Consider the following 13,159-nt stretch of genomic DNA (forward strand, 5'->3'; position numbering starts at 1 on the left):
GGCCCGCATTCTCGCGTCGGCCCGGCTTTTGTTTTGCGCTGCTAGAACCAGCTGCGCATGAACGCGAGACCGAGGCCGATCGCGGAGATCGCGGCCGCGGCCACCGGCAGAATGATCGCCAGCGGCGAGACGCGCTTCGGCTGCTCGGGGGTGGGCTCCGGCGCGACTGTGGTTTCGATGACGGTCGTGCGTCGCTCGGTGGGCGTTTCGCTAGTCGTGGGCTGCGTCTTCGGCTCCCACGTCACCGTCGTCCGGATCGGTGTCGGGGCGACCTCGACGACGGTGGAGTTGTGCTCGCCGACCCATTCGTAGACGTTGCCGTTGTTCGCCGGGGTGGGCTTAGGGGTGGGGGTAGCGGTAGTCGTCGATAGGCGAGCTGCCCGCAAGTTGTTCGCCTGGATGAGCACCTGCGTATCCAGCGGCTGCGGGGTTTTGGCCACCTTGCCGCGGTTGGTGCCGTCCTTCATCAGCGCGCCGTCGCAGGAGTGCGCCAGGCCCATGGCGTGGCCGAGCTCGTGCGCGATGGTCATGACCAGGCTCTCGTAGTAGCCGCTGCGCAGAATGTCCGGGTTGAGCAAAAGCTCCATGTTGTTCACGTTGCCCTGCACGCGGCCGACGACGTAGCCGCCCAGGTTGGCCTCCCGCACGGTGACCACCTTGTAGCCGGGCTGGTCCACGTACTCGAAGCGCATCAGGCCGCCGGTGGCGCTGACCCACTGGTCCGTGGCCTGGGTGATGTACGGCTTGTACTTCGTCGGCGCGAAGATGCGCAGGACGCCGTTGTCGATGGCGTTCTCGTTGCCGCTGAGTAGGTAGTTGCCGATGTTCGGGATCGGCTGGCCCATGTTCGCCGCTGCGGTGGCGGCGCGGCACTCCCGACCAATCGGGTCGACGGCGGCCTGGGCCGGGGTGGCGATCGTGCCTGCCGCGACGGCGGCGGCACAGCAGGATGCGAGCAGATGTCTATAATTCACCAACTCAGAGAACACCATTCTCCAAGCTGGCGCAAATCTGCGCGGCTAGATCAGGCGGCGGCGGGCGAACGCGAAGAAGCCTGCGCCCAGTGCGCTTGCCAGCGCAAGCGCGAACAGCGCGCGGGCGACGGTGTTGGAACCAGTCTCCGCTTCCAGGCCACGGGCGGGTGCGGCGTACGGGGATGCGATCTCGTCGTTGACGGCAGCCTCTACAGCCTCGCCTGCAGCACGCGCGGCCTCAAGCCCCTGACGACCGATCTCGCCAGCGTTGGCCTGGATCATCGCCTCGGATTCCGCAGTCTCCTCCGGGGTGACGTCCGCGTTGACGCGGGTGACATCGGCGACGAAGGTGTGGCCGTCCTTGTTCAGGAAGTACGTCTTGCCGTCCAGCGTGAGCACCGGCGGGAACTTCACCAGGCCGTGGGCGACGGGGTTGTCGTCGGCGGGATCCACGTCCTCGGCGCCGAGCGGCTCCTCCGGCGCGTTTTCCGGGGACGGGGCCGGCGTTTCGGCGGGCGTTTCGGTGGCTTCCATAACTTCCGGGTCGGTCGGCACCGGCCCGCCCGTTGGCTGGTCGGAGGGCTGGTCCCTGATCACACCGGAGCCGATCAGCCCGGCAACAGCGGCATCCGCCACAGCGACCGCGCGCTCCTGCTGGCTGCTGTCCAGCTGCGCGTACGGCTGCGCCGCCTCCTGGAGCGTGCGCACGTAGTGGGAGCCCTCCTCGTTGAGGAAGTACTGCTCGCCGCGTGCGTCGGCGGTCTCGGCCGGCAGATCCTGCGCGGTTGCGGCGACCGGCACTGCGAGCAGAGCTGCGGCGGCAGCAGTTGCGACAGCGGCGGCGCGGGTGGTGCGGTTCATGACGGACTCCTAGGAAGTTCGGGGAAGCTCGAGGGGTCAAACCTCAAGCGTTGGTTGAGAGTTTACACACTTTGCCCCCATTTTTCACTCCAGTAACAACTGTTTGCTTCCCGCTTGGGACAAACCAGACCTCAGCAAGAAACCAGACCTCAGCGGCGGGCGCGACCAGGGGTTTTAGGTACGCAAAACGCTTGAGGTCTGGTTACGCGAAAGTAACCAGACCTCAAGCGAAGAGGGTGTCGGCCTAGACCAGGAAGCGGCGGCCAGCCACGAACGCGGCTGCACCAAGCACGGAAGCGATCACCAGCGCGAAGAGGGTGCGCACGAGCGTGTTGGAGCCGGTCTCAGCCTCGACGCCACGGTTCGCGGCGGCAGCGACCTGCTGCGCAGCGATCTCGTCGGCATGCTCAGCGCGGAGCTGGTCGGACTTCTCTTTCTCCTCCGGAGTCGGCTGCTGGTTCACGCGCTCGGAGGAGCCCACCAGGGTCTCGCCGTCCTGGTTGAGGAAGTAGGTCACGCCAGCGATGACGACCGGGATGCCGATCGCAGCGGCAGCGATGCCCGCGATCGCGCCCGGGGACAGCTCGGCGTTGGCCTCGCCAGCTGCACCGTTGGAGCTGCCCGCGCCAGCGCCGGCGCCGCCCAGGTTTGCATCCACAGTTGCGGAGACGGTGGTGTCCGTACCCGCCGGCACCGTAAGCGTGGTCGCGGTGGAGGTGGAGGTTGCAGTAGCGGTAGCCGCGCCGGTCGCCTTCGGCGCCGGGGCCTGGGGAGTGGTGGTGGTGGTGGTGGACTCAGCGGCCGGCTCGGCCTTCCCCAGCACGATCGTCTCACCGGAGCCGTCCGCAAGGGTGGCGACAATGTCACCGTTGTCTGCCAGGGAAACCTCCGCGGCGTTCTCTGCGCCGGCCGGGGTGGTTGCGGCCTCCTTGTATTCGCCGTTGACCAGCTCGTAGTACGTGCCGTTCGGGGCAACGATGACGGCCGGGAAACGAGCCTCGATAGCCTTCGTGGCGATCTCGGTCGGGTTGATGTTGGCCTGGGCGTCGGCGGCGGGGGTCACGGAAATTGCGATCGCGCCGGCCATTGCGGCTGCGGCCAGCGTGCGGATGGTGCGCTTCATTGGGGCTCCTATCGGGAAAGTCTAAACCTCAGGTCGAAGGTTACGCCACAACAGTAAACACGTTTCACACAAGTCTCAACTAAAACTTCAGACTTTTTGGACAACACCTGTAAAACCGCAGGTTAAACCCCGCAAAAAAGACGCAAAAATCTTGACTACCGCGGCTCGAAGGCCGTCTCGACCTCGTCGTCGGTCGCCGTTCCAGCCAGCTGCCACCCCACCACGGCATTGCGCACGCTGTCCGCCAGCAGGTTCGCCGGCTGGATGCAGGAAATGGTCAGCAGCCGCCCCGGCATCGGCCCCGTCCCCCAGATCTCCGCGTTGCCCGCCAGCGCGCCCTTGTCCGGATCGTGCAGGTCGGTCGCGGTGTACTTCAGCCAGTCGTCGCCCGAGGTTTCCGTGCGCAGGAACAGCGTGTCGCCTTTGGCTACGGTGTGGCGTTCGGCTTTGCCGTCGTAAAGCTTGTTAAACACCGCGTCCACGCCCGCGCCGGTATGCCCCGCCACGACCACAATGTCGCCGGCGTCCGTGCCCGGCAGCTCGTACGGGTACCCCTCGCCCGTCAGCGCGCACGCCTTATCCATGCTTTTCGGGTCGATCTTGCCGTCCACCACGCGGCAATCCGCCTGCTCGAACCCGGCGCGCAGCCCCAGCACCGGCACCACCATCTCCACCGGGCGCCCCTGCGCGATCGAGGCAGCAGCTTGCCGACGGGGCTCCGCCGACACCGACGTCTCTGGTGCTGCCGCTGGGGGGTCCGAAGGTTCGTCGTGAAGCAGTGCCTTGAAACCTGCGCGCACCAGAAGGAACAGAATCAGCAGTGCGACGATGCGGCGGACGTGGTACTTCACGGCAGCTATCATACGAGCCATGAAGGAAGTTTCCGTAGATAAAGTCCCCGCAGGCGCGCAGCTTATCGACGTCCGCGAGCCCGACGAGTACGCCGCCGTCCGCGCCGAGGGCGCCGTGAACATCCCACTGTCCGAGTTCGTCGCACGCACCGACGAGATCGACCCGGAGCGCGACATTTACCTGATCTGCAAGTCCGGCGGCCGCAGCGCGCAAGCCGGCGAATACCTGGAGCAGGCCCGCGGCTGGGACAACGTCATCAACGTCGCCGGCGGCACCACTGCCTGGGTGGAGCAGGGCCTGCCACACCAGAATTAGGCAGTCTTAGGCGTTCCCAATTGTTGGGCGCCTAAACATAGTTATGATGAAGGCCATGCCCGCCCTCCCCGAACTGCCGTCCACACTGGCCAAGTCCCCCCACTTCCAGGTTGAACGCGTGCGCAGGCACACCAAAGACGAGGTCGAGCGCACCCTGGCCAAGCACGACTCCACCATGCGCGAGTACTGGATCCTCACGTGCGTGGACGGGGAGCCGATGAGCCAGCGCCAGCTGTCGGAGCTGCTCACCATCGACGCGTCCGACATGGTCCGCCTCATCGACAACCTGGAGAACAACAACTGGGTCACCCGCGAGCGCGACCCGAAGGACCGCCGCCGCCAGATCGTCGCCGCCACCAAGAAAGGCACCAAGGTGCTGGCGAAACTCGCCGCGGACGTGGCGGAAGCGGAGGACCGCGCGCTGGAGGCGTCTTCCAACAAGCAGCTGAAGAGCCTGCGCAAGCTCTCCCAGGCACTGGACGGCGACGATTAGAACGTGGGCGAGCGCAAATAGTTGGCGTTTCCCATAATTTGCGGATTTTCGTTGCGCTATTAGCCTTATCCGCATGTCTCAGCCCGACAACCCCCTCCTCCGCAGCCACCTGGCCCCGCCGGAGCGGACGCTCATCGACGTCCTCACGGCCACCGCCGCCGAGCACCCCGATGCCGCCGCGATCGATGACGGCGGCGCGAACTCCGCCGACGACGGCGTGCTCACCTACGCCGAACTGGTGGAAGAAATCGAGCGCCGCGCCGCCGACATGCGCAAGATGGGCGTGCGTGATGGGGGCCGCGTGGGGGTCCGGATGACGTCGGGAAGCAGGGAGCTCTACCTTGCGATCCTGTCCACGATGCGCGCGGGCTGCGCGTACGTGCCGGTGGACGCGGACGACCCGGACGAGCGCGCGGAAACCGTCTTCGGCGAGGCGGACGTGGACGCGATCTGGACCGACGACGGGCTGCGCGTGCTCAAGCCTGTGCAACCGGGCGAGTTGGGCGAGGTCACCCCGGACCACGACTGCTGGATCATCTTCACGTCCGGCTCCACAGGAAAACCAAAGGGCGTGGCGGTGACGCACCGCTCGGCGGCCGCGTTCGTGGATGCGGAGGCACGCCTGTTTTGCCAGGACAACCCGCTCGGCCCGGACGACCGCGTGCTGGCCGGCCTGTCCGTGGCGTTCGACGCGTCGTGCGAGGAGATGTGGCTCGCGTGGGGCCACGGCGCCTGCCTGGTGCCGGCCCCGCGCGCGCTGGTGCGCTCCGGCCAGGACTTAGGCCCGTGGCTGATCCGCCGCGACATCACGGTCGTGTCCACGGTGCCGACGCTGGCCGGCCTGTGGCCGAAGGAGGCGCTGGACAACATCCGCCTGCTCATCGTGGGCGGCGAGGCCTGCTCGCAGGAGCTGACCGACCGCCTGGCGGACGGCCGCGAGATGTGGAACACCTACGGCCCCACCGAGGCGACCGTGGTGGCCAGCGCGAAGCAGCTGTTCCCAGGTGAGGCGGTGACCATCGGTTGGCCGCTCGACGGCTGGGATTTGGCAGTAGCCGACGACGGAGAACTCATCATCGGCGGCGTGGGCCTAGCCCGCTACCTGGACCCGGAAAAGGACGCGGAGAAGTACGCGCCCATGGGCGACTGGCAGCGCGCGTACCGCACCGGTGACCACGTCAAGCTCACGGACAACGGCCTTGCCTTTATCGGCCGCGCGGACGACCAGGTGAAGATCGGCGGGCGCCGCATCGAGCTGGGCGAGGTGGAGGCCAACGTCGCCGCGCTCGAGGGCGTGTACAACTCGGCCGTGGCGGTGCAGGAGTTGCCGTCGGGCGACAAGGTGCTGGTGGGCTACGTCTCCCCCAACGACGGCACCGAGCTGGACGTGCAGCAGATGCGCGAGCGCCTCGCCGACACCATGCCCGCGGCGCTGGTGCCGCGCCTGCACGTGATGGACGAGCTGCCGATCCGCACCTCTGGCAAGGTGGACAAGAAGGCCCTGCCGTGGCCGCTGCCCGCCAGCGTCGACGCGGTTGGGCTGACCGAAACCGAAACGTGGGTGGCCGAGCAGTGGGTCGAGGTCCTCGGCCTGGACGTGCCGGGACGCGACGCGGACTTCTTCGAGCTCGGCGGCTCGTCGCTCGCGGCCGCCGCGCTAATCACGCGCCTGCGCGAGCGCGTGCCCACCATCGCGGTGCGCGACCTCTACGACCACCCCAGGCTAGAAACGCTTGCTTCGCTTATCGACGAGCTCACGCTTTCCAACCGCACCGCCAAGCGCGAACGCGAAGTAGAGCCCGTCGGCGCCGGCACCCGCGTGGCGCAGAGTTTGGCCCTGGTGCCGGTGATGACGTTGAAGGCAGCCACGGCGGTGACCTGGGTGGCCATCGCGGCGAACCTGCTGGGCCTGACGGATCTGAGCTGGTCCTGGCTGGCCGCGGCGTTTTTGGTGCTGTGCACCCCGTTCGGGCGCATCCCGATCGGCGCGCTGGGCGCCCGGGTGATCCGCGGGCGCGTGAAGCCCGGCGTGTACAACCGCGGCGGCGCGCAGCACGTGCGGCTGTGGGCGGCCGAGCGCTGGCTGGTCGCCTCCGGCGCGCTGAACATCTCCAGCGCCAACGCCGCGAAAATCACCGCCCGCATGTTGGGCGCAAAAATCGGCAAGGGTGTGGACATGCACGCGTTCGCACCGGTGACGGGCCTGCTCACGGTCGGCGAGGGCTCCGCCATCGAGCCGGAAGTGGACCTGTCGGGTGTGTGGCTCGACGGCGACGAATTCCACATCGGCGAGGTGTCCATTGGCGCGGAGGCGCGCGTCGGTGCGCGTTCCACGCTCATGCCCGGCACCGAGATCCGCAACGGCGCACACGTGGAGCCGGGCTCCACCGTCACCGGCCGCAAACCCGTGAAGAAGCGCTCGCGCTGGGCGGGCTCGCCCGCGCGCAAGGTGGGCCGCTCCAAGCACCGCTTCCCCGACGAGCGCCCGCCGCGCCGCCCACTGTGGGCGCTGGGCTACGGCCTGACGTCGCTGTTCCTCGCGCTGCTGCCGGCTACTGCCGGTGTCGCCGGCGCCGCCGCGACGGTGGGGCTGGCACACATTGCGCACACCTCGTCGGTGTGGGGCCTGCTCGTGTTCGCCCCAGTCGGCGGACTCGTCTACATCGGTTGCGGTTTGCTGTTGACGTGGCTGGCCGTGAGGGTGGCGTCGATAGGCGTAAAGCCCGGCGTGTTCCCGGTGCGCAGCGTGCACGGCTGGGCGCTGTGGACCGTGACCAGGCTTATGGACGACGCCCGCACCCGCTACTTCCCCATCTACGCAGGCCTGGCCACCCCGGTGTGGCTGCGGTCGCTGGGCGCGCAGATCGGCGAGCGCGCCGAGGTGTCCACCGCCGTGATGGTGCCGAAGCTGACCGAGGTGCGCGACGGGGCATTCCTTGCCGACGACACGATGGTCGGCACCTACGAACTCGGCGACGGCTGGATCCGCACCGACCACACCGTGGTGGGCAAACGCTCCTTCGTGGGCAACTCCGGCATGGTCGCGCCCGGCCGCAAGCTGGCGAAACAGTCGCTGGTGGCGGTGCTGTCAGCGTCGCCGAAGAAATCCAAGGCGGGCTCGAACTGGTGGGGCTCGCCGCCGGAGCGCATGCGCCGCGTCGAGGTGGAGGCCGCCGGCGAGGCGACCTACAAGCCGTCCGCGTCGCTGTTGCGCAAGCGCGGGTTTGTGGAGACGCTGCGCCTGCTCGCGCCCATGACGCAAGCCGTGCTGGCGGCGGTGTTCGCCGCTTTTGTGGTGACGCTTCTGGAGCGCTTCGGCTTCTGGACGTACCTCCTCGGCGGCCTGGTGTGGATGGCCGTGGGCGTGCTGGCCGTGCTGTCCGCCGTGGTGGCGAAGTGGGTGTTGGTTGGGCGGCATAAGGCTGCCGAGCACCCGCTGTACTCCTGGTTTGTCTGGCTCAACGAGCTGCAGGACCAGTTCGTCGAGGTCGTGGCCGCGCCGTGGTTCTTCAACTGGGCCTCCGGTTCCGGCGAGATGAACCTGGCGCTGCGCGCGCTGGGCGTGCGCGTGGGCCGTGGCGCGTGGATCGAATCCTACTGGTTCCCGGAGACGGACCTGTGCGTGGTGGGCCGCGGCGCGTCGGTCGGCCCGGGCACGGTGGTGCAGACGCACCTGTTCCAGGACCGCGTGATGTCCCTGGACACGGTCTCGATCCTGGAATCCGCGACGCTGGCCGCGCACTCGGTGTCCCTGCCGGGGTCCGCGATCGGCACCGGCGCGACGGTCGGCCCGGGCTCGCTGGTCATGCGTGGCGACGAGGTGCCGGCCATGACCGTGTGGCAGGGCAACCCCGTGGAGCCGCAGTAGGGGTTTACGGCGCGGTTTCGTCCGCGCTCAGCTCCCGAAACTCATCGGTTTGCCGAACGGGCTTTCTGCATCGAACAACTTCTGAAGTTTCGTTGTCTCAGCTGACCCCTCCAGAATCCGCTGCACTTGGCGAAAGTCCTCCTCGGAGAGGAGAAACTGCTTCTCTTCCATCGCTGCCTCCTGTGTATGACAGTTTGTACACGTTCCATGGCCGGTCATGGTCCTTGGCTGTGCGGAGGTTGCCTTCCCCCAGACATACTTTCCTATCCCGGAACGGCGCAGGCGTCCTTTCAAGGTTAAAAGCAAACCTCGAACGCCTGCTTGTTGGGTAAAACCACTGCAGCGGAGGTTCCTCCTGCTCCTCAAACCATTCCAGTTTCGATCCCGCGAATCGGTCGGAGTACGTCATCTCAGCTGCAGCTCTAATTAATCGATCCCAATCGGTGTCTCCAGTCGATTGTGGAGCAGAGTGCGCGAGCAAAAACTCTTCGTCTTCAGGTATATCTCGGATGTCAGAGACCACCCGTTTGAGCACACGAACCGCGAAAGACGGGTCGTTCTCGGTCTGAATTTCGTTGCGCAACCAGTCCGCGAATTTGGGATACGAATAGTGCCGTTCCACAACCACACCTCCTTCCACCGAGGTCAATCAACCTAATGAGCAACAGATTACTTGGTTGGGCAAGCGACGGCCCCGCCTTGCGACGAATCGCAAAGCGGGGCCGACGATCTCAGAGCGCTTCGGCGCTATAGAGCCTTAGACCGTCTCGCGGCGGCTGAAGGCGTAGCCCGCAGCGCCCACGATGGACAGGATCAGCAGCGCCACCAGGCCGGCGGGCAGTTCTGCCACACCGGTGGAGGCGTTCATGCCGCGCTCGCCGTTCGCTGCGGCGGCGTTGCCGGTTCCGTTCGCCGCGGTGCCAGCGTTGCCAGCGCCTGCGTTGCCGGTGCCCGGGACGCCGCCGTTGGCCTCGACCTGCTGGGCGATCTCATCGCCGTGGTCCTTCTTCACCTGCTCGGACTCGGCCTTCTCCTCCGGGGAGGCCGGCTGGTCGACGCGGTTCGGGTCCTTGACCAGGTCGCCGTCCTTGTTCACGAAGTACTGCACACCGGCGATGATCAGGCCCAGGCCGGCGAGTGCACCCAGGGAGCCGAGCACGATCGCGGCAGTGTTGTCCTTGGTAGTCGGCGTGGCGGTGGCAGTGGCGGTACCGGTCGCGGTCTCCGTCGCAGTTGCCGTCGCGGTGCCGGTGGCGGTGCCCTCAGTGCCCGCGGCAGCGCCCGAGTCGCCCGCCGTTGCCGTTGCCGTTTCCGTGGCCGTCGCGGTAGCAGTGGCGGTTTCGGTCTCGGTCGCAGCCTGCTCATTGGAACCCAGGGAGTTCGACGAGGCCGGCTCCGAGCCCTCCGGGGCGCCCGGAAGCAGCTGGTCGTTCGGGTTTTCCGGGGCGTTGCCGGTCACCTGCGCGGCACCGTCGCCGGTGCCGTCGCCGAAGAGGCTCGCGTCCGCATCGTTCGGGCTGTCGGTGGCCTGCTGCACGCCGTTGTCGAGCTTCGGCGCGTTGCTCTCCTGAGCACCCGCAGTCGGGATTACGCCAGCACCAAGTGCGGCGGCGGTCGTCAGTGCGATTGCAGTCTTGTTCAAACGCATTGTCTGCTCCTTCACTTTCGGTTGTTTATCCCACCCACCTAATGCATCGGCCAGGTGGCGCGGTTACGTTACAACCGGACCCTCCACGCACCCTGTCAGTTCGATACGAAATACACGCACAATGGGTGCCGCGAGCTATCCCCGGGGGATGGCTGGGGCGGGTTCGGCGGAGCCGTCGATAGGCCCGGCGACACCTGCAAACTGCCAGCCCACAACCGCATTTCGCACCGACTGCTGGTAGAACGGCGGCTGGATGCAACTGATTGTCAGCAACCTTCCAGGGGTGGGGCCGTCACCCCAGATGGAGGTGTCGCTGCTGAGTGACGCTTTCACCGGGTCGTGGAAGTCCGTCGCCGTGTACTTCAGCCACGCCTCGCCGGAGGCCTCGGTGCGCAGGTACAGCACGTCGCCGGCGCGGACGGTGTGGTGGTCGGCGGAGCCGTCGTAAAGCTTGTCGAAGACTGCCTCCACCCCGGAGCCCGTATGCCCCGCGATGACCACAATGTCCTCGGCCTGCGAGCCCGGCAGAGCGTACGGGCGGTCCGGGGAGGTGTACGCGCACGCGAGGTCCAGCGTCGCCGGGTCGATGGTGCCGTCGTGCGCGCGGCAATCGTTCGGCTCGAAGTCCGCGACCAGGCCAATCGCGGGAATGTACATCTCCAGCGGGCGACTGTCCGCGATGTACGGCGCCTCTTGCTGCGGCGCCGGCGCGGGGGCCTCGGCGGCGGGCGGCTCGGGCGCGGGTTCGTCGGTGGGCTGGTCGTTGCCGGTCCACCACAGGTAGACGAGGGCCAGCAGCGTAACGACGACCAAAGGTCCTATCACGGACCGCCCAGAATGTGATGCCACGGCGCTCTCCTTCCCAGTTCAATGACGCGATAGTAGTCCTGCGGGGCGCCAGGACAATCTTCGGCGTTCTAGCGGTTCGGCCGCGGGAGCATCGGCTTGAGGGGCTCAGGGACTCCGATTTCCCCTTGGGGTCGTAGTCTCCGGATCTCTTCCAGCGCCTCGCCCCAATGCGTCTGATCAAGGGGCATCCAATTCTCAACCTCAGACAGGTGCGAGCTCGAGAGGATCTTGTTTACCCCCGAGTGTTCAGATTTTGTCAGCCCTCGTTTCACCTCAGTTCGATGCGCGCGCGCGAGTAAGGCGAGCGCATCTTAGACGTGGCGCTCCCGGTTCGCATCAGGGAGCTGAAGGGCATGGCCCTTCATCGCAAGGGCTGACCAGGCGTTAGGCAATCTGACCGTGTGCGCCTCGCTGACCGGGACCTCAAGCACGTCCTTCGGCGTGCCGCTTGCAAGTCTCCCGAGCGCTGACTTGGAACCAGGGCATTTCACAACGTTGTACCCGCGCCATCGGTCAGGCGTGCGGTCGCTGTCGATTCCCATCACGTCCACTTGGGATCCCTCTTCGTGACGGAACTGGTGAAGAAACCCTTCTCTCCTCAGCGGCGTGATTTGCTCGTACCCTGCCCTCTCCAGTGCTTCCGCTACGCCAACCAGCGTCGAATTGTTAATTGGATCAACGACGATGTCCACGTCTTCCGTGGTTCTTCCGTAGCCAACATGGCTTAAGGCGCAATGCAGCTGGGTCATTGCCCCACCTACGAGCAACCAGTCCTCCCCATCCAACGCAGATGCGACCTGATGTAGCCAGGGGTACACGCCGCCCATCATGCTTACGCAGCGCTCGCCGCGTTCTTCCTGACGTATGTCCGGACCGCTGCCTGCACACGTGTACCCCCAAGCATGTAGGCGTCTGCGAGTGCTTGTTTCTCTGAGCAATCTGGTTCTCTGACGAGGACACCTACGCGCGACGTCCGATCGCTCAGCCCTAAGATTCCTGCGTTAGCGAGGTCTTCTAAACCAGCTGCTTGAACGTAGCGCCGCCCCCCTGGGGCAAGCCCCATCGCACGGGCATCTAGCAGACCGATTTCAGCCGGGAGCAGCCGATCCGCGCTGTTGAAGTGCGCCGCTTCAACAAAGCCAATATCCCGAGCAACGAAAGCCTGATCCGTCCCGAAAATTTCCACAAACTCGTCGGACACGTATCGCGCTAATGCTTGGGCGAGCATGAGATTGACAGTCCCCTGCTCATCCAGTGCTACGCAAGCGCTTTCAGCAACACGCGCGATCTCATCCAAATCAGCGCGAAAGTAGTCGGCAGCTTGCTCCAACGTAACCCTCATCGCCATTACCCTCCTTCCCGGCCTCGAGGACGAATCACTCGGCTCAACTGGAGCTCAGCTTAAACGCTTGATCTGCGTCTTACTAGTCCCTGCTGCTGCGCTCACAGCGGAATCGGGGGTCCGGCGCAAGGTTTCGGCGGCAGGCGGTTCGGACGAGGGCTAGACAGTGCCGGTCCACAGCATCACAAGCCGTTGCCGCAGGCCTTCAACTTCTGTATCATAAATGATACAAACTGTGACAAGGAAGGGGGTGCCCTGTGAGCGATGCATTCAACACACTGCTGCAGGCACAAGCAGAGAAGGACCCAGCGTTCGCTGAAGCCTACGAACGTGAGCTGAAACGAATCCAGACCTATGACCGGATCGTCAACGCGATTGAAGAGCACCGCAAAAATCTCGGGCTCACCAAGAAGCGCATGGCTCAGATTTCCGACATCCCCTACTCTTCCGTTCGTCGGTTGCTTACCTCGTCTGGACATGAAGTGAATCCGACTATTGGCACGCTCGCGGACTTGGCAGCGTCTGTCAATCTACGTCTCACGCTCGAGCCAGATACTGAACGCTTGGAAACAAATCCGTAGATTTAAGTCCGCGAGATATATCGCGCAACCAGTCTTGCCGGGGCAAGAGACCGAACTGGCCGACCGTTTTGGTCGGGCCTGAAGTATTCGTCTCGAAGTGCACTTAATTGCACATAACGGCTCTCCGCGAATACCTCGCCATTCGGCTTCGAATCTGCGTCGATAACAGTTAGCAGTGGCCGGTCCCCGTTCTCAGCAAAAACATCGAGCACGCAGAACAGGCGGTAGTGCACACCGTCGATCCTCGCCCTCA

General features: G+C 65.7%; 13 protein-coding genes. 4 read left to right on the top strand and 9 right to left on the bottom strand.

Annotation, left to right across the window (positions count from 1 at the left end; genetic code table 11):
• Positions 1-41: 41 nt before the first annotated feature.
• The 4 genes from ACX1NL_RS10075 to ACX1NL_RS10090 all read right to left on the bottom strand — a co-directional run bounded on the left by ACX1NL_RS10075 (position 42) and on the right by ACX1NL_RS10090 (position 3,809).
• A complete protein-coding gene (locus tag ACX1NL_RS10075; RefSeq protein WP_239306348.1) occupies positions 42-974 on the bottom strand; it encodes a zinc metalloprotease in 933 nt (310 codons plus the stop codon).
• Between the two features lie 45 nt (positions 975-1,019).
• Positions 1,020-1,835: a hypothetical protein gene (locus tag ACX1NL_RS10080; RefSeq protein ID WP_458898068.1), complete on the bottom strand. Its 816-nt coding sequence runs from the start codon at positions 1,833-1,835 to the stop codon at positions 1,020-1,022.
• 244 nt (positions 1,836-2,079) lie between these two features.
• Positions 2,080-2,958 carry a hypothetical protein gene (locus ACX1NL_RS10085; RefSeq protein WP_458898069.1) on the bottom strand — a complete coding sequence of 293 codons (879 nt, stop codon included), beginning with the start codon at positions 2,956-2,958 and terminating at the stop codon, positions 2,080-2,082.
• Positions 2,959-3,113: 155 nt separating this feature from the next.
• The gene (locus ACX1NL_RS10090; protein WP_338026615.1) at positions 3,114-3,809 is read right to left on the bottom strand and encodes a hypothetical protein; all 696 of its coding nucleotides are present in this window, start codon (positions 3,807-3,809) and stop codon (positions 3,114-3,116) included.
• A 19-nt stretch (positions 3,810-3,828) separates the two neighbouring features.
• Between ACX1NL_RS10090 and ACX1NL_RS10095 the strand changes: the two genes are divergently transcribed.
• From ACX1NL_RS10095 to ACX1NL_RS10105, 3 genes are all read left to right on the top strand, one after another.
• Positions 3,829-4,125 carry a rhodanese-like domain-containing protein gene (locus tag ACX1NL_RS10095; protein ID WP_181889094.1) on the top strand — a complete coding sequence of 99 codons (297 nt, stop codon included), beginning with the start codon at positions 3,829-3,831 and terminating at the stop codon, positions 4,123-4,125.
• A gap of 55 nt (positions 4,126-4,180) precedes the next feature.
• On the top strand, positions 4,181-4,618 hold the full coding sequence (locus ACX1NL_RS10100; RefSeq protein WP_458898070.1) for a MarR family winged helix-turn-helix transcriptional regulator: 438 nt from the start codon (positions 4,181-4,183) through the stop codon (positions 4,616-4,618).
• A gap of 73 nt (positions 4,619-4,691) precedes the next feature.
• Complete coding sequence (locus ACX1NL_RS10105; protein WP_458898071.1) at positions 4,692-8,486, top strand: Pls/PosA family non-ribosomal peptide synthetase; 3,795 nt, start codon at positions 4,692-4,694, stop codon at positions 8,484-8,486.
• A 27-nt stretch (positions 8,487-8,513) separates the two neighbouring features.
• On the opposite strand, the gene ACX1NL_RS10110 is transcribed toward ACX1NL_RS10105, so the two are convergent.
• From ACX1NL_RS10110 to ACX1NL_RS10130, 5 genes are all read right to left on the bottom strand, one after another.
• Positions 8,514-8,657: a hypothetical protein gene (locus ACX1NL_RS10110; protein WP_458898072.1), complete on the bottom strand. Its 144-nt coding sequence runs from the start codon at positions 8,655-8,657 to the stop codon at positions 8,514-8,516.
• 586 nt (positions 8,658-9,243) lie between these two features.
• Entirely contained in the window at positions 9,244-10,134 is an 891-nt protein-coding gene (locus ACX1NL_RS10115; RefSeq protein ID WP_269027992.1) for a hypothetical protein, read from the bottom strand.
• A 135-nt stretch (positions 10,135-10,269) separates the two neighbouring features.
• Positions 10,270-10,983, bottom strand: a complete 714-nt coding sequence (locus ACX1NL_RS10120; RefSeq protein ID WP_458898073.1) for a hypothetical protein — start codon at positions 10,981-10,983, stop codon at positions 10,270-10,272.
• Positions 10,984-11,294: 311 nt separating this feature from the next.
• Complete coding sequence (locus tag ACX1NL_RS10125; RefSeq protein WP_458898074.1) at positions 11,295-11,732, bottom strand: hypothetical protein; 438 nt, start codon at positions 11,730-11,732, stop codon at positions 11,295-11,297.
• 83 nt (positions 11,733-11,815) lie between these two features.
• Entirely contained in the window at positions 11,816-12,331 is a 516-nt protein-coding gene (locus ACX1NL_RS10130) for a hypothetical protein (protein ID WP_458898075.1), read from the bottom strand.
• A gap of 251 nt (positions 12,332-12,582) precedes the next feature.
• On the opposite strand from ACX1NL_RS10130, the gene ACX1NL_RS10135 reads away from it, so the two are divergent.
• Entirely contained in the window at positions 12,583-12,906 is a 324-nt protein-coding gene (locus ACX1NL_RS10135) for a helix-turn-helix domain-containing protein (protein WP_458898076.1), read from the top strand.
• Positions 12,907-13,159: the final 253 nt, after the last annotated feature.

The organism is Corynebacterium sp. CQ3829_602738 (genome assembly GCF_054478435.1).

Coding starts and splice junctions, on each gene's coding strand:
- ACX1NL_RS10110 (WP_458898072.1), bottom strand. CDS start 8,657: ATGGAAGAGAAGCAGTTTCTCCTCTCCGAGGAGGACTTTCGCCAAGTG.
- ACX1NL_RS10130 (WP_458898075.1), bottom strand. CDS start 12,331: ATGGCGATGAGGGTTACGTTGGAGCAAGCTGCCGACTACTTTCGCGCT.
- ACX1NL_RS10105 (WP_458898071.1), top strand. CDS start 4,692: ATGTCTCAGCCCGACAACCCCCTCCTCCGCAGCCACCTGGCCCCGCCG.
- ACX1NL_RS10085 (WP_458898069.1), bottom strand. CDS start 2,958: ATGAAGCGCACCATCCGCACGCTGGCCGCAGCCGCAATGGCCGGCGCG.
- ACX1NL_RS10095 (WP_181889094.1), top strand. CDS start 3,829: ATGAAGGAAGTTTCCGTAGATAAAGTCCCCGCAGGCGCGCAGCTTATC.
- ACX1NL_RS10115 (WP_269027992.1), bottom strand. CDS start 10,134: ATGCGTTTGAACAAGACTGCAATCGCACTGACGACCGCCGCCGCACTT.
- ACX1NL_RS10080 (WP_458898068.1), bottom strand. CDS start 1,835: ATGAACCGCACCACCCGCGCCGCCGCTGTCGCAACTGCTGCCGCCGCA.
- ACX1NL_RS10100 (WP_458898070.1), top strand. CDS start 4,181: ATGCCCGCCCTCCCCGAACTGCCGTCCACACTGGCCAAGTCCCCCCAC.
- ACX1NL_RS10125 (WP_458898074.1), bottom strand. CDS start 11,732: ATGACCCAGCTGCATTGCGCCTTAAGCCATGTTGGCTACGGAAGAACC.